We start from the raw sequence: 21,058 nt of genomic DNA on the forward strand, positions 1-21,058 counted from the left end.
ATTTAATGTTTAGAATTGGTCATGGTTTTGATGTGCACAAATTTGGTAATGCTGGCCCTGTTATGATTAATGGTGTAGCAATCCCTTATAAGCAAGGTTTTCTGGCTCACTCAGATGGTGATGTGGCGTTACATGCGATTTGCGATGCGCTACTTGGTGCTTTAGCGCTTGGTGATATCGGCCATCATTTTCCAGATACGTCGGCGGAATTCGAAAATATTGATAGCCGTATTTTATTACGCGATGTGTTTAGCAAAGTAAAAGAGCTAGGTTATCGCATTGGTAATTTAGACGTCACTATTATTGCACAAGCACCTAAGATTGCCCCGCATATTCAAGCAATGCGTGCAGTATTAAGCACGGATCTTGAAACTGAATTGTCAGCGGTGAATGTGAAAGCTACGACGACTGAAAAACTAGGCTTCACTGGTCGTAAAGAAGGCGTGGCATGCGAAGCTGTCGTACTGTTAATGAAAAATACATAATAAGTGAACATAAATTAATGCAAACTAATCCTAATGCGGAGACATCAATGCTTCCTGAATTTGAATACTTATGTGGCAAACCTAACGTAACTGGTTTTATTAAGCAGGAAGCTGCCGATTTTGTGGTTATTGAAGACCTTGGTTTTGAATTAACCGGTGAAGGTGAACACATCTTTATTTCCATCCGTAAAATAGGTGAAAATACGCAATATGTTGCCCGTGCATTAGCCAAAGCTGCAGGTGTTTCAGGCAAGGATGTGAGTTATGCAGGGCTTAAAGATCGCCATGCTATTACTGAGCAATGGTTTGGTATTCACATGGCGGGGAAAGAAACCCCCGATTTTTCTGTTATTGAAACAGCGCAAATTAAAATATTAAAAATTGTTCGTCATAACAAAAAATTACGTACTGGTGCATTAAAAGGTAATCAATTCACATTAAAATTAACGGACCTAAGCAGTATTGATGGATTAGTCGAGCGTTTAGACAAAATTAAAACCATAGGCGTGCCAAACTATTTCGGTGAACAGCGATTTGGTCAAAACGGTAATAACATTGTGCGTGCACAAGCGATGTTTGCGGGTGAAAAAGTAAAAGATCGTAATAAGCGTAGTTTTTATATTTCAGCTGCACGGAGTTTGATATTTAATCACGTTGTTAGTGAACGTATTAAACAAGGTAAATGGCAAACTGCGATGCCAGGCGATTGCTTCATTTTACAGGGGTCTAATTCTTTTTTTGTGGAAGAAACCTTAACTGACGACATTATTGAACGAGTTGCCCAAGGCGCACTACAATTATCGGCTCCGTTAGTTGGTAAAGGTAACTGCAGTGCGACGAACGAAGCGCTAGCATTTGAAAGCAGCATCATCGCGCAATATCCAGAATTGCTTGAAGGCTTAATTGCAGCGGGTCTTCGCCAGGAACGTAAAGCGTTAATATTACGTCCTCAAAACTTTAGTTACCAGTTAACTGAAGATAGCTTAACAGTGAGTTTCTATCTGCCATCGGGCTGTTTTGCGACAAGTGTTGTGCGTGAATTGATTGAAGAAAAAGTCGTTATTCGTCATTTTGACCAAGCGCCAACATCAGGAACTGTATGATTGAATTGGGTAATACAGGAGTAGCAGGGCAGCGTATAAAAGCGCTGCTTGAAGAACAAGGAATTCGAGAACCGAGTGTGTTAGCTGCAATGCAAAATACACCTCGAAACTATTTTGTTGAAGAAGCGCTGGCGTTACAGGCATGGGGGAACCAGGCCTTACCAATTGGGGCTGGACAAACTATCTCTCAGCCTTATATCGTCGCCCGAATGACAGAACTGTTATTGCAAACTAAGCCAAACAAAGTATTGGAAATAGGTACGGGTTCTGGTTATCAAACGGCTATTTTAGCACAGGTATTTCCACATATTTATTCGGTGGAACGGATCCAAGCGTTGCAATGGCAAGCGAAGCGTCGGTTAAAGAATCTCGATCTGCATAATGTGATGATGAAATATGGTGATGGTTGGCAAGGTTGGCAGAGCAAAGGACCTTTCGATGCAATTATTGTGACAGCTGCCCCCGCTTCCGTTCCGCAAGCATTACTGACGCAATTAGTTGATGGCGGGCAACTAATTTTACCATTAGGTGTCGAATCTCAGGTATTACAAGTGATCACGCGTAATGGTGAAACTTATACCAGTCAAAATATTGAAAATGTAAGATTTGTGCCATTAATTATCGGCGATTTAGCGTGATTTTTTCCAAGCTTGTGGAGTACGGTACTTTTAACTGTTTGTTATTGGCCGTGGCGTTGCGGTTCTTGCTGTGTTACTGAGTATTTAAATGAGATTAGGGAGAATTAAGCGGTGACCATCAGTAACTGGCATTTACGTAATATACGCCGATACCATTTATGGCCTTGTATTGCTCTTGTCTTTTTTTTAGTTCAGTTAGCTGGTTGTTCTACTGCTAATCGTAGTCCCGCGCCTGTCACGAGTGTTCAGGGCTATAAAACAGAGTTAAAATCAACTATCAGTACATCCACGTACCGGGTTAAAAAAGGGGATACATTATATGCAATTGCGTGGCGTAGTAATCAAGATTTCAAGTATCTCGCAGCATTAAATAAGATCCCTAAATCGTTTCAAATTTACCCTGGACAACTACTTAAGCTGAAAGGAAAAATCCCGCCTTCATCTTATAGAAAGCCAAAACTAGTGACAGTGGTTAAAACAAGCAGGACTAAAACCAGTATTAAAGCACCCACTAGGCCATTAGCTAAACCGGTGCCGATAAAAACTGTTACGGCTAAAGTAACTCCTCCGGTAAAAGTTAAAGCACCAGTGAAAGCAAAACCAGTTGTTGCCAAAGTCTCGAAAGCAAAACCAGTTGTTGCCAAAGTCTCGAAATCAAAACCAAAACCAAAACCAAAACCAAAACAGGTTGTTCGTAATAATAAATTGTCATGGGCATGGCCTACGTCGGGTAAATTAATTAGCACTTATTCCAGCAGTAAGTCGGGACAACAAGGGATTAACATCGGTGGTTCATTAGGGCGTAACGTACTGGCTTCTGAATCCGGTCGAGTGGTTTATTCTGGTAATGGTCTGCGTGGTTATGGCAACCTTATTATCATTAAACACAACGATGATTATCTAAGTGCTTATGCCTATAATAAAAAGTTATTAGTTAAAGAACAGCAATGGGTTAAGGCTGGGCAGAAGATTGCAAGTATGGGGAACACGGGACCTAATTCGGGTGCTGAGCTGTACTTCGAAATTCGTTATCGTGGTAAACCCGTTAATCCGATGCGTTACTTGCCCAAACGTTAAGCCCGACCGAAAGTTGTTTATTAGGCTAATCTTAATAGGCTATTTACTTCAGTCAGGGGCCTATACCTAATGAGCAAGATAACTGATGCAGATAAGTTAGACGTTAAAGATCATGATGTATCTGAAAACGATAAAAAAGCAAAGCCAGGGATGGATATATTTAACGATGAACACCTTATCCCTAACGATGCGAAAAGCTTAGATGCAACACAGCTTTATCTTGGGGAAATCGGGTTTTCACCGTTATTGACCGCAGAAGAAGAAGTTTTTTATGCTCGTCGAGCGCTACGCGGTGATGCCAGCTCACGAAAGCGTATGATTGAGAGTAATCTGCGTTTAGTTGTTAAGATCGCTAGACGTTATAATAACCGTGGTTTAGCCTTGCTTGATTTAATTGAGGAAGGTAATCTCGGGTTGATCCGCGCGGTCGAAAAATTCGATCCAGAGCGGGGGTTTCGTTTTTCCACTTATGCAACATGGTGGATTAGACAAACAATTGAACGCGCCATCATGAACCAAACCCGCACCATTCGCTTACCGATCCATGTCGTTAAAGAACTTAATGTTTATCTTCGTGCTGCACGTGAACTCGCGCATGAGTTAGATCATGAGCCGACAGCTGAGGACATAGCAGACAAATTAGATAAACCAGTTGCAGACGTCAGTAAAATGCTGCGTTTAAATGAGCGTATCAGCTCTGTCGATACGCCCATAGGCGGCGATTCAGAAAAAGCGTTATTGGATATTATTTCGGATGATAAAGGCGATGGTCCTGAGCGCTGCACACAGAACGACGATATTAAATTTAGTATTGTGCGTTGGCTTGAAGAGCTAAACCCGAAGCAACGTGAAGTACTCGCAAGGCGTTTTGGCTTGTTAGGCTATGATGCCTCGACACTCGAGGATGTTGGTCGTGAAATTGGCTTAACCCGTGAACGCGTTCGTCAAATTCAGGTGGAAGCATTACGACGTTTACGGGAATTATTAGCACAGCAAGGACTCTCTGTTGAAGCCTTGTTTAGGTTATAAAGTACTGCTAAATAACCTTATTGAGTTGTTAATCATTAAGCTATTCCCTAGTCTTAGTTATTAACACTTTAATCAACCTTTAGTCTGATTTTATTAAAATCAGTCATACTATTTATTCCTTTCTAGTATCTTGTTAACCCTCTATAAACAAGGATTGTTTAAGGACGGTTATGCTATCTATTCATTATTTCATTAAATTATTTTTGACAGTTAGTTTTGTTTTATTTGTCACATCTTGCTCAATACAGCGATTATTTGTTAATAGTGATTTTCCTGCCATCGCGAGTGATGCTAAATTGATTGTATTGCCAACAGACATACACGGTTTATCGGGCTTAAGATCAGATAAAGAAATGATTTTTTATGAGTCGTTTAAAACTGCATTTGGTGAGCAAGCAATAGATACCCCCCAGCTTACTGCACGCTTAAAAGAGAAGGGGTATGCAGATATATCCTGGAAAATGAGTCATGCTATGCATCGTCTTGTAACCAAGAGTGAGGGTTTTAGTTATACAGATGCGTATCACTCAGCGCTTAATAATGGTGAGACGGGAAGTAAATTCAGAACACTCGATAATGAACTATATCATTTAAGCCAATGGTTACTGCAAGCCTATCAACTATCTGCTGTGCCAGAATATATTGCTGTCGCACATATCGATAGTATGGGTGTGTCACAAGCAAGGAATTTGATTAAATATCGGGTGATTGCGGGGATGTATTCTACCCAGCGACAGGCGTTAGAGCGGGTGGTGACTTACGTAGCTGAAAGCCCAAATAATCATACCGCTATTTTGCATGATTTAGATAATCTGGGCTTTTTGATTTATCGTGAACTATTTAATATTTGAATATAGCAATTAAAGTTGTTCTTTTAAACGGTATAACACATCCAGTGCTTCCCGTGGTGTCATATTATCGATATTTAACGCACTGAGATCGTCGATTACTGGGTGAGAAACGGGCGTCGCTACAACTTTTGGGCGTTCACCTGCTACAACAGGTTGGTGTGAGTTTAGTTCTAATTCATTTAGCTTAATTTTAGCCGCATGAATAACCGTTTTTGGGACGCCTGCTAATGCCGCAACTTGCAAGCCATAGCTGCGATCTGCTGCACCGTCCTGCACTGCGTGCATAAATACGATTGAGTCACCATGTTCAACGGCATCGAGATGCACATTGACTAAACTCGGGTGTTGTTCTGTTAACGTAGTTAGCTCAAAGTAGTGCGTTGCAAAGAGGGTATAAGCCTGGATCTTATTCGTTAGGTATTCGGCACATGCCCAAGCTAATGATAAGCCATCGTAGGTACTGGTACCACGACCAATTTCATCCATCAATACCAAACTATTCGCCGTTGCATTGTGCAAGATATTAGCTGTCTCGGTCATTTCAACCATAAACGTCGAGCGACCCGATGCGAGATCGTCTGATGCACCAATACGCGTAAAGATACGGTCTATTAATGACGTTGTTACTTGCTCTGCGGGCACGAAACTACCAATGTGAGCCATCAGGGTAATCAAGGCTGTTTGACGCATGTAGGTCGATTTACCACCCATATTAGGTCCGGTGATGATCAGCATACGGCGTTCAGGGTTGAGCTGCACAGGGTTAGCGATGAAAGGTTCCGTCATTACTTGCTCTACCACTGGGTGACGCCCATTCGTAATGTCGATACCTGGTTTGACACTAATTGTTGGTCGACAATAATGTAAAGTTTCTGCGCGTTCAGCAAAGTTACACAATACATCAAGTTCTGATAATGCCGCAGCGCTGTCTTGTAGTGCGGGAATATACGGTAACAATTTATCCAATAATTGCTCATAAAGTTGTTTCTCTAGTGCCAGCGACTTGCCTTGGCTACTGAGTACTTTATCTTCGTGTTCTTTCAGCTCTGGGATGATGTAACGTTCGGTATTTTTCAGCGTTTGACGTCTGATATATGTTGCTGGCACTTGATCTGACTGCAGGCGACTTACTTCGATGAAGTAACCGTGAACTCGGTTATAACCGACTTTTAAGGTCGGGATACCAGTTTGCTGTTTTTCTCGCTCTTCTAAAGCTTCTAGATAATCTGTGGCACCTTTGCTTAGCGTGCGCCATTCATCTAACTCTTGGTTATAACCGGGTGCTATTACACCACCGTCACGGATTAATACTGGTGGGTTGTCGATAACGGCGAAAGTTAGCAGCTGTTCTAGTTCACTGAACTCACCAGCTAACTGCTGTAATGAGTTTAAGTGTTCGGCATTGTGCTCTGCTAACAGTTTTTGTAACTCGGGTAACTGCTGGAAGGCATTACGTAAACGCACAAGATCACGCGGGCGTGCAGAGCGTAATGATAAACGCGCAATAATACGTTCAATATCACCAATTGTACGTAGTACCGGCTGGATATCGTTTAATGCACCCACATCAAGTAAGGATTGGATGCTTGATTGGCGTTGTTGTAATACTAAACTGTCACGAATCGGTTGATGTAACCAACGTTTTAATAAACGGCTACCCATTGGCGTTGAAGTATGATCAAGTACTGCTGCAAGTGTATTATCAAAACCACCAGATAGGTTTTGTGTCAGTTCTAGGTTACGGCGAGTTGCTGCATCCATGACGACCATTTGTTCGGTTTGTTCAAGTTTGATCGCGCGAATATGTGGTAGTGCGGTACGTTGGGTTTCTTTCACATATTGCATTAAACAGCCCGCTGCACATAATGCCACGGGTGAGTTTTCAACCCCAAAACCGATCAGATCTTTGGTGCCAAACTGTTGGCATAAAACGTTGCGACCGGTTTGTAAATCAAACTCCCATTCAGGACGGCGACGTAAGCCTTTAAGTTGGTTGATATGTTGCATTGATTCAAATGATTCGCAATACAACAGCTCTGCAGGGGCGGTACGTTGCAGTTCTGCCTGTAGCGTTTCTTCTGACGTAAATTGATTGATCAGGAAACGGCCACTGCCCATATCTAACGTCGCATAACCAAAAGTAATGCCATCATGGAATAATGCTGCTAATAAATTGTCATTTTTTTCGGTGAGTAAGGCTTCGTCACTGACAGTACCAGGTGTCACAATGCGTACTACTTTACGCTCAACAGGACCTTTGGATGTCGCTGGATCGCCAATTTGTTCACAGATCGCTACCGATTCACCACTACGTACTAGCTTTGCTAAATAACCTTCCAATGAATGGTAAGGGATACCAGCCATTGGGATAGGGTTACCATTTGACTTACCACGCTTGGTCAGAGATATACCTAATAATTGCGACGCTTTTTTGGCATCATCATAAAATAACTCATAAAAATCGCCCATACGATAAAAGAGTAAGATCTCTGGTTGCTCAGCTTTTAACTTAAAGAATTGCTGCATCATAGGGGTGTGATTGGTTAAGTCTTGAGGTGCAAGAAAGTTAGGTTGCATAGCGGCTCGGTTTAAAAATAATAGTTGCACCTATAATAACAATGCTAAAGCACGGTGGCGACTGTATTTTTTGTACGTAAGTATGAGCCACTAATAATAATTAAAAAAAATATTCGTTTATTACTTGATACTGTATGAACGAACAGTATACTTGTGCCTATAAATTAAATACTCGATTATGCCTCAGGGGAATAAAATGGACGCGAATAAAGAAAAAGCCTTAGCAGCAGCACTTGGACAAATTGAAAAACAATTTGGTAAAGGTTCTATCATGAAGCTAGGTGATAACCGTACCATGGACGTAGAAACTGTTTCTACAGGTTCACTTTCTCTTGATATTGCGTTGGGAGCTGGTGGCTTACCGATGGGGCGTATCGTAGAGATCTACGGTCCTGAATCAAGTGGTAAAACGACGCTAACATTAGAAGTTATCGCATCAGCACAACGTGAAGGTAAAATTTGTGCCTTTATTGATGCAGAGCATGCACTTGACCCTATTTATGCGGGTAAACTTGGCGTTGATATTAATGAACTATTAGTCTCTCAACCTGATACGGGTGAGCAAGCATTAGAAATATGTGACATGCTAGCACGCTCTGGCGCTGTTGACATTATCGTAGTCGATTCTGTTGCTGCACTAACTCCGAAAGCGGAAATTGAAGGTAACATGGGCGATAGCCACATGGGTCTGCAAGCACGTATGTTATCGCAAGCAATGCGTAAATTAACGGGTAATTTAAAAACGACTAACACCATGTGTATCTTCATTAACCAAATTCGTATGAAGATTGGTGTGATGTTTGGTTCACCAGAAACTACAACTGGTGGTAACGCTCTTAAATTCTACGCGTCAGTACGTTTAGATATCCGTCGTATTGGTTCGGTTAAAGATGGCGACGAGATCACAGGTAATGAAACGCGTGTTAAAGTTGTGAAAAATAAAATTGCAGCACCGTTTAGACAAGCTGAATTTCAAATTTTATACGGTAAAGGCTTTAACCGTAATGGTGAGTTAGTCGATCTAGGTGTTAAAGAAAAACTTATTGAAAAAGCCGGTGCTTGGTACTCATATAAAGGTGACAAAATTGGTCAAGGTAAAGCGAAAGCATCGCAGTATCTTGCTGACAATCAGAATATTGCCGCTGAAATTGACGGTATGATCCGTGCTAACCTGTTGGGTAATAAAGAGCTAGATGTGGCTGAAGTTGCTACTGAAGAAACGGAAACAGAATTTTAATTCTGAGGTTAATGACACAAATATGAATTGAAACAAAGGCAGGTATGGCTAACATACCTGCCTTTGTTATTTTATAGTTGTCGATGATTTTTTGATCATGACAATACCAGTTAGCGCCATCAGTACCAATAATCCTAAGCCGACGTACCCAAACCACTGATTAAACGTTTTATTCCCTGTCCAGCGTAGATAGTGAATATCATACATAGTGTTAAAAATACGACTGTCCAGACCTTGTTGGCGTAGGCTTAAGTGCGACCAATCAAATATGAGCTTTACGCCGGAATCAGTAAATGCGATACCATCTTTGTAGTTTAAAACTAAACCATAGCGTTGTGGATTATGCTTTACAGCATCTTGTAATAAACTAATTATACTTTGTGCACTTGGTTCTGGCAGTATTTGGTTATTGAGCGGGTTAATATGCTGCCACTTATTCTCTATTTGAACACGGTAATGACTACCTAAGATTGTTTGGTTTATTGCTACTGCTTGCCACTCTGGTTCAGGAGAAAGCTGTAAAATAGAGGACAGCGGATTGCGAGTTATTTGCAATTGTTCGTAGGCATCTTTATAACCAGGCTTAATTAAAAAAAACGCACCAGTGAAGGCCCATAGTGTTACCGGCAGAATTAATAAATAGCCAAGGTAGCGATGTAGCTGATAAGTATTCATTGTTGTCTATCTAAGAACGTGAATATGCTATTTTACGGTTTAATAATGTCAAAAGCACCTTATGGAAGGTGCTTTTGATATACATTAATGTAACGTGTCTAAATATTGGCGCTTAATATGACATTATTATTTATATGATAAATATAAAAAACTTAGAATTTAGCCGATACTTGTAAGATAAAACCGTCGATACCATAGACGGCTTCATCACCTGTTGAACGGGCTGAATTAAGTCCGCTATCGTTAAATTCACCGTTTTGATAAATACCATAAGCGCCATTTTTGCTAACGGTAGCGGCTAGGTCAATATGTACTAGATCCATCGGAGATATACCAAAACCTAAGGTGAATAGGTCCTCACGGACATCATTTAGATCATGGCGAATACCTGCGCGTAATTGTAAGAAATCAAATAGATTAGCTTCAATACCTGCGCGGGCATAACGTGATTCACTGTTGCTTTCAAACCCTATAGCATCATTTAAATCCATTTCTGCTGTCAGTGTTGCGTAATCATGGTGTAATGCAAAACCTGCCGTCACGAGTGGTGCTAACGTGAAAACCATTTTCTCATTTGTTTGGTTGATACCTTTGTATGCCGTTGTTTCTACTTTAAGATTTTTCTTAAGCATGTTACGGCCACTGACTGCAACGCGGAAGGTATCGTAAAAATCAAAGGCAATACCGGCATCGAGATTGAAATGGCTTTGTTTATCTAACCCGTCAAGAAAGCCATCTTCAAACTCACGTAGGCCGTCGTCATTAATTGAAATATCATAACTATACGTGTCGATACGTTGATATTTTGGTGATATACCAATCGATACTTTAGCGATTTTGGCATCCCAGTTCATTGATAGTGCCAAACCAAGATCAGAAACCGATACTCCTGCCAGATTAACTTTGCTATCAAGGTCATCTAAGGTTTGGTTATTTGCTGAATCAATATCATTTTTACTCACTTTTGCTGTCGCGACACTGGTCATATAAGCGTTGCCAAAAAAGGCCACTGATAATGCACTGCTGGGTAATACAATCGCGAAACTGGTACCGACATTAGCGCCCATGCGTTGACCATCAAAATTGCCAAGCGCATAGGCATAAGCTGCAGCCGTTATTGTATTTTTGTTATTGTCATAAGCGTCTTGCGCAGTTTTAACATTCTCTAAGGCACCTAAAAACGCATCCGATGTTTCGGTTTGAACACCAAAAGAGGTGGGGGCATAGCGGGTATTACCATTATCACTGTATGGAATTGCTGGCAGAATGAGACCAATATAATTATCTTTGCCTTGACCTAATAATGCAGGGTTTACAAAAGCTGCAGTAACAAAGTCCGAAGACGCGACACCAGCTCCCCCCATTGCATCATTACGGGCATCAAAATACAGCTGAGAAGCAAAAGTGGTTGGTGCGATAGCGCACGTTAGTGCTGAAATAATAAATATACGTTTCATATCAATCCCTGATTTTTATACGGTGCCATGTTTGTTAGATAAGCGTTTATTAGGTAAATAATTAATGCGAAAATATGTTGATTAATCCTTTAATCAACGAGCTATATCGCTTGATGTATGGTTAATGATATCGGTTGTTCGATAGATCAATATTAGCACTGGATGAGATGAACTTAAGTTTGATGTTAAGTACTAGATTACAAGAATGAATTTGTGATCCTGATCTTTTCAATGTAATTAACGACGATTTAGTTAGATTGGTTTTCTCAGCCTTGTATCTCACTAATATAGCGCGTATAAATAGCTGCACTTATACTGAGATAATCAGTAAAGCAATATAAAAAACTTATCGCGCGGTTTGCTAAAGCGGTAAATGAAGTAGCAAAGCATTAGGTTGTTTTCTCATGCTTTGCTCGGCTAATCGATAGCACCATTGTTTTCATGACTGGAAACGGTAGAAAGATGTAGGTCTTTAGCTAAATATCACCATCAAGTTTGGTTATATTTAGCTATTATAGAAAGAATAAAAACAATAAATAAGAGGCTATTTTTGTGCTTGAAGAAAACTATGAACAGCAATTAACAAAATTATTACCTTGGCAGAAAGTGAGTTTTATTGCGTCACTTGCTGAGCGCTGCTTTCCGAATTACAAATTATTTTCTGAAGCTTGTGAAACCGGTGATGCAAAGCAGTTCCGTTTATCATTAGATCTGTTTTGGGAGTCATTAACGGTTAAGAACAGCAAAATTAATTTTACTATTCAATTTGATCGCTTCGAACCGATTATTCCAAATGTAGACAAATTTGATGTTTATGGTGTTTACCCTGCACTGGATGCATGCGTGACTTTAAACAGTGCTTTTAATAGTTTAGTAGGCCCGGATCCGGATGTGAATGAAGCGATTAATGCGTCGCGAGTATCAATTGGAACTGTTGCAAGTTATTTAGAAGCGTTGGCTGGTGAAGAGCTTGAGGACGAGGTGATTTTCGCTGACGAGTTAATGCAAGAAGAGCTTGAATTTCAGCAAGCGGTGTTGGATTTACTTACGGTACAGAAATCACCAGAGAGCATGAAGACGTTACGTCAGTTTGCTAAAAATGATGGTATTTCTAATATTGGTATTACCTTAGATTAATTGTTTGAAATTTCATTTAATAGGCGTCATCACTGGTGAGACGGCAGTCTAGGGCTGGCTTAAAAGGTATTTTCCCATCTTTTTTATGGTGTTTTTTTGTACATAGAATGAGATTAGTGTGAGCGCTACCCCATTTGTTGATTATTCTCTCAGCAATTGACTTAATTAAGGTGATAAATCCTTTGCGGTCAACGGTTTTTTTGAATACAGTGTTTAACAGTTTAATGTTATTGAATAGTGGAAAGGACATTCTTATGAATAAAACTCAATTAATCGATGCAGTTGCAGCGAAAGCAGATTTAACTAAAGTACAAGCTAAAGCAGCACTAGAAGAGATCCTAAATGCGATCACTGATAGCCTTAAAGAAAAAGAAGCTGTACAGCTAATTGGTTTCGGTACTTTTAAAGTAAGCGAACGTTCAGCACGTATTGGCCGTAACCCACAAACGGGTGAAGAAATTCAAATTTCTGCAGCTACAATTCCTGCATTCGTTGCTGGTAAAGCACTGAAAGATGCGGTTAAAAACGCAAACAAATAAGCATTATCTTTTATTAATTTAAAACGTAATGAAAAAAGCACCTAACTTAGGTGCTTTTTTATTATCTGTGATTTATGTCATTATAAAATATAAGCAGACTAAAAGGTGATTTTAGGCTTCTTTTTATCAGCAGGTTGAACGCGCACACGTTGAATCACATTGTTTTCGATCTCTAGTACTTCCAATGGGTGACCTGCAATTTTTAAGCTGATATTCGATTCTGGGATTTCTTCCAAATACTCCAAAATCAAACCATTCAATGTTTTCGGACCATTGGTTGGAAAGTGCCAGTTCATCTCTTTATTAATATCACGCACGTTTGCCGTACCATCAATAATATAACTGCCGTCAGGTTGCGCCTCAATTTCTTCACTCGCTGAAGGTGCCATGGTCGTGGTAAAGTCACCTACAATTTCTTCTAAGATATCTTCGAGTGTCACCAAGCCTTGGATGTCACCGTATTCATCAACAATTAAGCCGATACGTTCTTTTTTACGTTGGAATTTTAATAACTGTACGTTAAGCGGTGTTGCTTCAGGAATGAAGTACAGCTCTTTTACAGCTCTGAGTAGCGTTGTTTTATCAAACTGTTCTTTCAGTAATAGACGTAATGCATCCCGGGTATGCACAAAACCGACTGCATCATCGATAGTGTCACGGTATAGCAATACCCTTGTATGTGAAATATTACGTAATTGGCGTAACAGGGTTTCCCAATCATCGTTAATATCAATGGCGATGATCTCGTTACGTGGCACCATTATGTCATCTACTGTTACTTTTTCTAGGTCAAGAATACTGATCAGCATATCTTGGTGACGTTGAGGGATCATTGCCCCCGCTTCATGCACAACGGTACGTAACTCTTCTGAGCTCAGGGCTCCATTGTCATTATGATTGACATTAACGCGCAATAGGCTCAACAGGCCATTAGAGATGATGTTTACCAGCCATACCAATGGATAAAATAAGGTTAGCATCGGGCGTAATAATAATGAGCTTGGAAATGCGACTTTTTCTGGGTGCAGTGCCGCTAATGTTTTAGGCGTCACTTCAGCAAAAATAAGGATAACGATCGTTAAGAGGCCTGTTGATACGGCTAAACCAAGCGCTTCATTTTCTGCAAATAAACGCATACCAATAATCGTTGCGATGGAAGAAGCTAAGATGTTAACTAGGTTGTTACCAATAAGAATAAGACCAATTAAGCGATCTGGTCTGTCGAGGAGTTTTTCTACACGTTTCGCACCCGTATGGTTACTTTTAACCAGGTGCTTAAGCCTGTAACGATTGAGGGACATCATGCCAGTTTCTGAGCTAGAGAAATAAGCTGATATAAGAATTAAAATAGTCAGGAGACCAAACAAGGTCCCCGTTGATATGTCGTCCAAGTGTTATCCTTTGATTACGCGAGTGTATAATAATTAATAGATGTCTGTTATCTGTGTCGCTAAGTATTAATGGAGGAGAACCTCTTTTACAAAGCGAGATCCGAAATAGGCCAGTGACAGCAGTACAGAACCAAATAATGTACCAAAAGCAATCTTATTACTACGCCAGCCTTGTTTAAAGTGACCCCAGAGTAAGACTGCATAAAAAAACCAAGCTAAAATAGATAGTATGGTTTTATGTGCTTGAGTGTGGGTAAATGCATCTTCAAAAAAGACAAAACTTGTCACTATTGCAATTGATAGCAGAATTAGGCCAATAGTTAATAACCTGATGAGTTGTTTTTCTATGGTCATTAACGATGGCAGTGCTGGGTGCATTGCGATTGGACGTTTGTGCTTGAGCTGATAATCTAAGTAAGCCATTTGCAGGGCGAGTAAGCTTGCAACAATGAAAGCGGCATATGCAAATAGGATCACGATAATATGGACAACAAGTGGCGTATTATTACTTAAGTTGGATATGTAAATCGTTGGTAACAAATAGCTTATAGCAATGACAATGGTCGAAAAACCATACACGATAGGTAATAAAGGTAATATTTTAAATTTATTGATCGACAGTGTCATGATAATCGAGATTAGCAAACTGATGAGTGCTGCTACATTGACAATGCTCAGGTTAATCCCTGCGGTCGTCACAATATCAAAGCCCATCCAGAATAGATGGCAAAGTGTCGCACCTGCGCCTAAGGTAAAAATAGTACGTATACTTACCTGCTGTTCTATAGTTAAGGCTTTAATGCAATGATAAATTGCAGCTATATAGAAAATAATAGCGCCAAGAGCAAACAGTTCCATAGGGCTCACTTTAATGTTGATTTATATGTAATTATGCAGTCCAGTATACGCTTGCTGTACCTATAGAGCTATATTCAAATGCATTATTTGGAAAGGAAAATATTATTTTTTTATAAAACAATACCTAGCCACACCTTGAGAGTGTGATTTTTGCCCTCAAATAGGGTTATAATCATTAGCAATAATTGAATTTAATCTAATTTAAAACGGATAACGTCATGTTTGAGAATTTAACCGATCGCTTATCGGCCACGCTGAAAAACGTCAGCGGCCGTGGTCGTTTGACTGAAGATAACGTCAAAGACACACTACGTGAAGTACGCATGGCGTTACTCGAAGCGGATGTTGCTTTACCTGTCGTACGCGCATTTATTAAAAATGTGAAAGAAAATGCCTTAGGGCAAGATGTATCTAAGAGTCTGAATCCAGGCCAAGCCTTCATTAAAATTGTTCAAGCAGAGCTTGAGTCGGCTATGGGTGACGCCAACGAAATATTAAATCTTGCTGCGCAACCGCCAGCAGTACTAATGATGGCAGGTTTACAAGGTGCGGGTAAAACCACGTCTGTAGCCAAATTATCACGCTTCTTAAAAGAACGTGAGAAAAAGTCAGTATTGGTTGTAAGTGCTGACGTTTATCGTCCAGCGGCAATCAAACAACTAGAAACATTAGCAGCAGAAGTTGATGTTGAATTCTTCCCAAGTAATATCGACCAAAAACCGGTTGATATTGCGAATGCAGCAATCGAATACGCACGTAAGTCATTTATTGATGTTGTGATTGTCGATACTGCGGGTCGTTTACATGTCGATTCTGACATGATGAAAGAGATCCAAGACTTACACGCTGCGATTAACCCCGTTGAAACACTGTTTGTTGTGGATGCGATGACAGGTCAAGATGCGGCAAACACAGCTGCGGCATTTAATGAGACTTTACCATTAACGGGTATTATCTTAACAAAAGCAGATGGTGATGCGCGTGGTGGTGCTGCATTATCTATTCGTCATATTACGGGTAAACCTATTAAGTTTATCGGTATGGGCGAAAAAATTGATGCATTAGAACCTTTCCATCCAGAACGTATTGCGTCTCGTATTTTGGGCATGGGTGATGTGCTATCACTTATCGAAGAAGTTGAGCGTAAAGTAGATAAAGACAAAGCGGAAAAACTGGCGAAAAAAGTTCAAAAAGGTAAAGGCTTTGACTTAGAAGATTTCCGTGATCAGCTTGTGCAAATGAAAAGCATGGGTGGCATGATGGGCATGATGGATAAGTTACCGGGTATGAACCAGGTTCCAGATGCTGTCAAAGACCAAATGGATGATAAGTTAACTAATCGTATGGAAGCTATTATTAACTCTATGACTCCCGCAGAGCGCAAACGTCCAGAGATTATTAAAGGTTCACGTAAGCGTCGTATCGCGGTGGGCTCTGGTACACAGATCCAAGATGTGAATAAGCTGCTTAAACAGTTTACGCAAATGCAAAAGATGATGAAAAAAATGTCGGGTAAAGGCGGCATGAAAAAAATGATGGGTAAAATGAAAGGTATGATGCCACCAGGAATGGGCGGCGGCATGGGCGGTATGGGCGGTGGTAAAGGACCGTTTGGTTAACAACACCGTGGTTTAATCCCTTCCTTATATATGTATTTTTATTCGAGGCCTTGCTCATTAATAGCAGGGCTTTTTTATTTCCGCAGATTCTTGCTAACCTGCTTTGATTGGTGTAATTGCAACATAATGATTGTTTATAGTATAAATAGCGCTAACTAAAGTGATCATGGCACACAATAAGGTTGCATTTAGTTAAAATAAGAGTAAAATTGCGCGACTTCGAATCGTCTCATTCGTGAGTACTATTTGAACTATGGGACCTTGTCAGTGCAAGGTCGGAATACACATTTAATTTATAAAGAGGACGATATGGTAACTATTCGTTTATCTCGTGGTGGTTCTAAGAAATCACCTTTCTACACAGTTGTTGTTACAGACAGCCGTAATGCTCGTGATGGTAAATTCATCGAGAAGCTAGGTTTCTTTAACCCAATGGCTGCTGGTCAAGAAGAACGTGTTCGTCTTGACAACGTGAAAATTGAAGCTTGGGTTGCTAAAGGCGCTACAGTTTCAAACACAGTTGCTAAGTTAATCAAAGACGCTGCTAAAGCTGCTTAATTATCTTAAGGTAAGGAGATCTTGTGAGTTCAACTGACAAACCTATGGTAGTTGGTCGTCTTGGTGCTGTTTACGGCATTAAAGGCTGGATGAAAATCAACTCCTTTACCGATATTCCTGAAGGAATCTTTAACTATTCACCTTGGCTCATTGAGCAAAAAGGCGAATGGGTTGAAGTGGCGATTGAAGATTGCAAACGCCATGGCAAAGGTTTAATTGCTAAGTTAGTCGGCATTGATGTTCGTGAAGAAGCGCAGTCCCTTACGGGTGCTGAAATCGCTATTCATGCGGATCAACTTCCAGATTTAGAAGATGAATATTACTGGCGTGACATTATTGGCTGCTCTGTTGAGACAGACAAGGGTTACACGTTAGGTAAAGTCACTGATATGATGGAAACCGGTTCTAACGACGTATTAGTAATTAAAGCGAATGCAACAGATGCCTTCGGAAAAAAAGAACGGTTAATCCCGTATCTTGAAGGGCAGGTAATTATCAATGTTGATATTACAGCTCAAAAAATTATTGTTAATTGGGATCCGAGTTTTTAAGACTCGTTGTCAGCGGAGGCTAGTATGTGGTTAGGGGTTATAAGCCTTTTTCCAGAGATGTTTGATGCCATCACTGAGCAAGGAGTTATCGGTCGAGCAATAAAACGCGATCTGCTTAAGTTCCAAACATGGAACCCTAGGGATTTTGCCCACGATAAACATAAGACGGTCGATGATCGCCCTTATGGTGGTGGCCCAGGCATGTTGATGATGGTTCAACCATTACGAGATGCTATCCATGCAGCAAAACAGGCAGCAGGTGGTGAGGCGAAAGTTATTTATCTTTCACCGCAAGGACGTAAATTGGATCAAGCTGGCGTACTGGACTTGGCAACAAATGAGAAGATGATTTTTATTTGTGGCCGTTATGAAGGTATTGATGAGCGTATCATCCAATCGGAAGTTGATGAAGAGTGGTCTATCGGTGACTTTGTGTTAACTGGTGGAGAACTTGCCGCAATGACGATTATTGATGCTGTCTCACGCATGATTCCTGGTGTTTTAGGCACTCAGGCATCCGCAGAGCAAGATTCGTTTGCAGATGGTCTTTTAGATTGTCCGCATTATACGCGTCCGGAAGTGTTAGATGGTATGGCTGTTCCTAAGGTTCTCCTTAGTGGCAATCATAGTAAAATTAGCCAATATAGACAGAAACAGTCTTTAGCTCGAACGTTAGAACGACGACCTGATTTATTAAGTAACCTAGCTCTGACTGATCTGCAAGAAAAACTTCTTGTTGAGATCGTTCGCGAAAGTCGCGAGTTAAAGTAGAGTTTTTCAGTTTATTCTAGGGTATAGAAAATGAGCAACATTATTGCACAGCTCGAACAAGAGCAAATGAAAACAGATCTACCAACTTTTGGCCCTGGTGCTACTGTTGTAGTACAAGTAAAAGTTGTTGAAGGTGATAAATCACGTCTACAGGCTTTTGAAGGCGTAGTTATCGCTAAACGTAACCGTGGTCTGCACTCTGCATTCACAGTTCGTAAAATCACTTCAAACGGTGAAGGTGTGGAACGTGTATTCCAAACACATTCTCCAGTGGTAGCAAGCATCACTGTTAAGCGTCACGGCGATGTTCGTCAAGCTAAGCTATACTACCTACGTGGTCTTACTGGTAAAGCTGCACGTATTAAAGAAAAATTGGGTAAGCGTAAAAGCAAATAATCCATTTTTCATGCAGTTTAAGGTCCGTCTTCTGACGGGCCTTTTTTTTGCCTGCGATTTATCATCATCACATTTTGATAGATTAGATATTAAAGTGTTTTTTGAGTAGCTGATGCGTAAAGGCCTTTTTAAGATAGAAGCCACGCGGTCGTACCTGAATGATCTCTCCCTCGCTGCCATACGCCTTTGTACGGACCTTATTATTTGCTGCCTTAGGGCGAAGCTGTAAATATTTACCGTGACGTGCAGTGATCTGTTCTACCTGTCCAAGTGCGATCATATCCATCAGCTCTTCCCAATCTTCTTGTAATTGCATATTTTCAAGTGCATCGGGCTGCCATAGTAGAGGTGAGCCTACGATACGTTCTGCGATCGGAATATCGCGTTCACCGAGTACTGGTATCCATAGCACTTGTTTTAGCTTATTAGCCACATTACAGGTTGACCAAGTAACGCCGTGATTACCGGTTAAAGGGGCTACGCAGACGAAGGTTGTTTCAAGTGGTTTACCTTGTGTGTTAATTGGAATAGTTTTCAATTCTACCCCTAATTCAGGGAAATCTTGAATTGGTTTACTGCCCGCGGTTGCCCCAAGGTGCAGTTCTAAGAGTTGTCCAATCCAGCCTTTTTCTTTACGCAGATCACGGGGCACACTGAGTTGGTGTAATGTGGCTATTTGTTGCAAGTTGAATCCGGCAATGGCTTGTGCGCGATCCATAAGCTCATTGATATCACGGGGTTCGTTAATTAGTGCAGGCATATCAAGTTATTCTTATATCTCAAGGTTTCTACTAGCAGAATAACACTTTTAAATCTAGCTGTTAACGGTCGTTTTTCATACAAAGTGAGATAAGGATCTTGTTTTTATGTTACGTAGATGTTTCAAGTGAACGGTTTGTTTTAAGTTGTTGTTTTAAAGGGTTTTTTATTATCGTTATGATGAGTGTGGATAATTTCACCCTTTTTTTATTATGTTAAATGGTAATAATGTAAACACCTCACAAGGTTATCCACAGAAAAGGTGGATAACTTGCTATTTTGCCCCCTGCATTTGTTAATAAATATCGAAAGTAGCGATTAATAAGACTACTTATCTCGGTTTTTATTACTTTTCCACACATGTAATGTGTATAACTATGCATATTGTGGATGAGGAGGGATATTATTGGCATACTGGTGTTTTATTAGTCAACTGAGCGTAAGGTAAATGCCAATACATTGGAATTAAAAGTAGAATTTTACTTTTCATCTCATGTTTCTTTTAAGCTATTTATCATACATGGTTCCATGTAAAGAAAGGGGAGTTGTTTTAACAAAGCCGCTTAGAAGTTCTAAATTAGAGTGAAATAGGCGGTATTTTGTCTTTGTAAATAGATCTTTGGTAAAACTGCAGGTGTAAATTTGCTGCTCATTGATTTATATGAAACAATCAAGTTAACTAAGTTCTACCCTTAAGGTGCTAATGTGATTGATAGCGATGGCTATCGTCTTAATGTAGGCATCCTAATTTGTAATCGTGAAGGTCAAGTTTTATGGGCTAAACGTTGTGGGCAACATTCTTGGCAATTTCCGCAAGGTGGTGTAGATAATGGAGAGTCTGCAGAGCAAGCAATGTATCGAGAACTATATGAAGAAGTTGGACTCAAAGCGAAACATGTTTCGATTCTAGCCACTTCTAAAACATGGTTGAAATATAAATTACCAAAGCGATTAGTCAGATGGGATAGCAAACCAGTCTGCATTGGGCAAAAGCAAAAATGGTTTTTACTGCGTCTGGAAGCGGATGACAGTCAAATCGACTTCAAATGCACAGGACACCCTGAATTTGATGATTGGCGTTGGGTCAGTTATTGGTATCCTGTACGTCAGGTTGTATCGTTTAAAAAAGACGTTTATCGTCGTGTTATGAAAGAGTTTGCACCTGTGGCATTACCTTTTTTACGCAAAGACATTAAACGTAAACGACGTTAATGTTAAATAATGCCTGCGTATTGAATTGTGATACGATTCAATGCAAAGGCATTACTTATTCACTGAACTTTTCTCCATTCCAGTACTCCTAATTTCTCTCTCTCATGCTTTGGTTTAATTTATCTTACTTTACCGATT

At 40.3% G+C, this 21,058-nt stretch carries 21 protein-coding genes; 15 read left to right on the forward strand and 6 right to left on the reverse strand.

From position 1 onward, the window contains the following. The first annotated feature begins 5 nt into the window (after positions 1-5). From ispF to BT797_RS00795, 6 genes are all read left to right on the forward strand, one after another. Complete coding sequence (gene ispF, locus BT797_RS00770; RefSeq protein ID WP_045108900.1) at positions 6-485, forward strand: 2-C-methyl-D-erythritol 2,4-cyclodiphosphate synthase; 480 nt, start codon at positions 6-8, stop codon at positions 483-485. A 47-nt stretch (positions 486-532) separates the two neighbouring features. After that, positions 533-1,588 (forward strand): tRNA pseudouridine(13) synthase TruD, encoded by a 1,056-nt coding sequence (gene truD, locus BT797_RS00775; RefSeq protein WP_045112371.1) that lies wholly within the window; start codon positions 533-535, stop codon positions 1,586-1,588. Beyond that, positions 1,585-2,226: a protein-L-isoaspartate(D-aspartate) O-methyltransferase gene (locus tag BT797_RS00780; protein ID WP_075470871.1), complete on the forward strand. Its 642-nt coding sequence runs from the start codon at positions 1,585-1,587 to the stop codon at positions 2,224-2,226. Before truD ends, BT797_RS00780 begins: the two co-directional genes overlap by 4 nt. Positions 2,227-2,337: 111 nt before the next feature. Next, entirely contained in the window at positions 2,338-3,303 is a 966-nt protein-coding gene (locus BT797_RS00785; RefSeq protein WP_244534087.1) for a peptidoglycan DD-metalloendopeptidase family protein, read from the forward strand. Between the two features lie 69 nt (positions 3,304-3,372). Next, positions 3,373-4,332 carry an RNA polymerase sigma factor RpoS gene (gene rpoS, locus BT797_RS00790; RefSeq protein WP_045108902.1) on the forward strand — a complete coding sequence of 320 codons (960 nt, stop codon included), beginning with the start codon at positions 3,373-3,375 and terminating at the stop codon, positions 4,330-4,332. A gap of 170 nt (positions 4,333-4,502) precedes the next feature. Further along, positions 4,503-5,183, forward strand: a complete 681-nt coding sequence (locus tag BT797_RS00795; RefSeq protein ID WP_045108903.1) for a hypothetical protein — start codon at positions 4,503-4,505, stop codon at positions 5,181-5,183. 9 nt (positions 5,184-5,192) lie between these two features. On the opposite strand, the gene mutS is transcribed toward BT797_RS00795, so the two are convergent. Beyond that, positions 5,193-7,760 carry a DNA mismatch repair protein MutS gene (gene mutS / locus BT797_RS00800; RefSeq protein ID WP_045108904.1) on the reverse strand — a complete coding sequence of 856 codons (2,568 nt, stop codon included), beginning with the start codon at positions 7,758-7,760 and terminating at the stop codon, positions 5,193-5,195. Between the two features lie 178 nt (positions 7,761-7,938). Between mutS and recA the strand changes: the two genes are divergently transcribed. Further along, a complete protein-coding gene (gene recA / locus BT797_RS00805) occupies positions 7,939-8,997 on the forward strand; it encodes a recombinase RecA (protein WP_211705390.1) in 1,059 nt (352 codons plus the stop codon). Positions 8,998-9,063: 66 nt separating this feature from the next. On the opposite strand, the gene BT797_RS00810 is transcribed toward recA, so the two are convergent. Continuing rightward, positions 9,064-9,672, reverse strand: a complete 609-nt coding sequence (locus BT797_RS00810; RefSeq protein ID WP_075470873.1) for a PepSY domain-containing protein — start codon at positions 9,670-9,672, stop codon at positions 9,064-9,066. A 152-nt stretch (positions 9,673-9,824) separates the two neighbouring features. Beyond that, positions 9,825-11,129 carry a conjugal transfer protein TraF gene (gene traF / locus BT797_RS00815; protein ID WP_045108907.1) on the reverse strand — a complete coding sequence of 435 codons (1,305 nt, stop codon included), beginning with the start codon at positions 11,127-11,129 and terminating at the stop codon, positions 9,825-9,827. Positions 11,130-11,681: 552 nt separating this feature from the next. On the opposite strand from traF, the gene BT797_RS00820 reads away from it, so the two are divergent. After that, complete coding sequence (locus tag BT797_RS00820) at positions 11,682-12,266, forward strand: YjaG family protein (RefSeq protein ID WP_045108908.1); 585 nt, start codon at positions 11,682-11,684, stop codon at positions 12,264-12,266. 254 nt (positions 12,267-12,520) lie between these two features. Then, positions 12,521-12,805: an HU family DNA-binding protein gene (locus BT797_RS00825; RefSeq protein ID WP_045108909.1), complete on the forward strand. Its 285-nt coding sequence runs from the start codon at positions 12,521-12,523 to the stop codon at positions 12,803-12,805. Between the two features lie 98 nt (positions 12,806-12,903). On the opposite strand, the gene BT797_RS00830 is transcribed toward BT797_RS00825, so the two are convergent. Together BT797_RS00830 and BT797_RS00835 are read right to left on the reverse strand one after the other, a co-directional pair. Further along, positions 12,904-14,196 carry an HlyC/CorC family transporter gene (locus BT797_RS00830; protein WP_045108910.1) on the reverse strand — a complete coding sequence of 431 codons (1,293 nt, stop codon included), beginning with the start codon at positions 14,194-14,196 and terminating at the stop codon, positions 12,904-12,906. A 66-nt stretch (positions 14,197-14,262) separates the two neighbouring features. After that, a complete protein-coding gene (locus BT797_RS00835; protein ID WP_045108911.1) occupies positions 14,263-15,054 on the reverse strand; it encodes a cytochrome C assembly family protein in 792 nt (263 codons plus the stop codon). A 218-nt stretch (positions 15,055-15,272) separates the two neighbouring features. Between BT797_RS00835 and ffh the strand changes: the two genes are divergently transcribed. From ffh to rplS, 5 genes are all read left to right on the forward strand, one after another. Further along, entirely contained in the window at positions 15,273-16,673 is a 1,401-nt protein-coding gene (gene ffh / locus BT797_RS00840) for a signal recognition particle protein (protein WP_045108912.1), read from the forward strand. 309 nt (positions 16,674-16,982) lie between these two features. After that, entirely contained in the window at positions 16,983-17,231 is a 249-nt protein-coding gene (gene rpsP / locus BT797_RS00845) for a 30S ribosomal protein S16 (protein WP_006033748.1), read from the forward strand. Positions 17,232-17,254: 23 nt separating this feature from the next. Then, positions 17,255-17,782, forward strand: a complete 528-nt coding sequence (rimM, locus tag BT797_RS00850; protein ID WP_045108913.1) for a ribosome maturation factor RimM — start codon at positions 17,255-17,257, stop codon at positions 17,780-17,782. 24 nt (positions 17,783-17,806) lie between these two features. Continuing rightward, positions 17,807-18,553 carry a tRNA (guanosine(37)-N1)-methyltransferase TrmD gene (gene trmD, locus BT797_RS00855; protein ID WP_045108914.1) on the forward strand — a complete coding sequence of 249 codons (747 nt, stop codon included), beginning with the start codon at positions 17,807-17,809 and terminating at the stop codon, positions 18,551-18,553. Positions 18,554-18,583: 30 nt separating this feature from the next. Continuing rightward, complete coding sequence (rplS, locus tag BT797_RS00860; RefSeq protein WP_045108915.1) at positions 18,584-18,949, forward strand: 50S ribosomal protein L19; 366 nt, start codon at positions 18,584-18,586, stop codon at positions 18,947-18,949. Between the two features lie 82 nt (positions 18,950-19,031). On the opposite strand, the gene mutH is transcribed toward rplS, so the two are convergent. After that, entirely contained in the window at positions 19,032-19,709 is a 678-nt protein-coding gene (mutH, locus tag BT797_RS00865) for a DNA mismatch repair endonuclease MutH (protein WP_045108916.1), read from the reverse strand. Between the two features lie 704 nt (positions 19,710-20,413). Between mutH and rppH the strand changes: the two genes are divergently transcribed. After that, on the forward strand, positions 20,414-20,920 hold the full coding sequence (rppH, locus tag BT797_RS00870) for an RNA pyrophosphohydrolase (RefSeq protein ID WP_045108918.1): 507 nt from the start codon (positions 20,414-20,416) through the stop codon (positions 20,918-20,920). Positions 20,921-21,058 lie beyond the last annotated feature (138 nt).

It is taken from the genome of Moritella viscosa (assembly GCF_900120065.1).
Taxonomy (GTDB): domain Bacteria; phylum Pseudomonadota; class Gammaproteobacteria; order Enterobacterales; family Moritellaceae; genus Moritella; species Moritella viscosa.

What these genes read in the sequence shown, in the direction of transcription:
- ispF (WP_045108900.1), top strand. Translation starts at nt 6, where the DNA reads ATGTTTAGAATTGGTCATGGTTTTGATGTGCACAAATTTGGTAATGCT.
- truD (WP_045112371.1), top strand. Translation starts at nt 533, where the DNA reads ATGCTTCCTGAATTTGAATACTTATGTGGCAAACCTAACGTAACTGGT.
- BT797_RS00780 (WP_075470871.1), top strand. Translation starts at nt 1,585, where the DNA reads ATGATTGAATTGGGTAATACAGGAGTAGCAGGGCAGCGTATAAAAGCG.
- rpoS (WP_045108902.1), top strand. Translation starts at nt 3,373, where the DNA reads ATGAGCAAGATAACTGATGCAGATAAGTTAGACGTTAAAGATCATGAT.
- BT797_RS00795 (WP_045108903.1), top strand. Translation starts at nt 4,503, where the DNA reads ATGCTATCTATTCATTATTTCATTAAATTATTTTTGACAGTTAGTTTT.
- mutS (WP_045108904.1), bottom strand. Translation starts at nt 7,760, where the DNA reads ATGCAACCTAACTTTCTTGCACCTCAAGACTTAACCAATCACACCCCT.
- recA (WP_211705390.1), top strand. Translation starts at nt 7,939, where the DNA reads ATGCCTCAGGGGAATAAAATGGACGCGAATAAAGAAAAAGCCTTAGCA.
- BT797_RS00810 (WP_075470873.1), bottom strand. Translation starts at nt 9,672, where the DNA reads ATGAATACTTATCAGCTACATCGCTACCTTGGCTATTTATTAATTCTG.
- traF (WP_045108907.1), bottom strand. Translation starts at nt 11,129, where the DNA reads ATGAAACGTATATTTATTATTTCAGCACTAACGTGCGCTATCGCACCA.
- BT797_RS00825 (WP_045108909.1), top strand. Translation starts at nt 12,521, where the DNA reads ATGAATAAAACTCAATTAATCGATGCAGTTGCAGCGAAAGCAGATTTA.
- BT797_RS00835 (WP_045108911.1), bottom strand. Translation starts at nt 15,054, where the DNA reads ATGGAACTGTTTGCTCTTGGCGCTATTATTTTCTATATAGCTGCAATT.
- ffh (WP_045108912.1), top strand. Translation starts at nt 15,273, where the DNA reads ATGTTTGAGAATTTAACCGATCGCTTATCGGCCACGCTGAAAAACGTC.
- rpsP (WP_006033748.1), top strand. Translation starts at nt 16,983, where the DNA reads ATGGTAACTATTCGTTTATCTCGTGGTGGTTCTAAGAAATCACCTTTC.
- trmD (WP_045108914.1), top strand. Translation starts at nt 17,807, where the DNA reads ATGTGGTTAGGGGTTATAAGCCTTTTTCCAGAGATGTTTGATGCCATC.
- rplS (WP_045108915.1), top strand. Translation starts at nt 18,584, where the DNA reads ATGAGCAACATTATTGCACAGCTCGAACAAGAGCAAATGAAAACAGAT.
- mutH (WP_045108916.1), bottom strand. Translation starts at nt 19,709, where the DNA reads ATGCCTGCACTAATTAACGAACCCCGTGATATCAATGAGCTTATGGAT.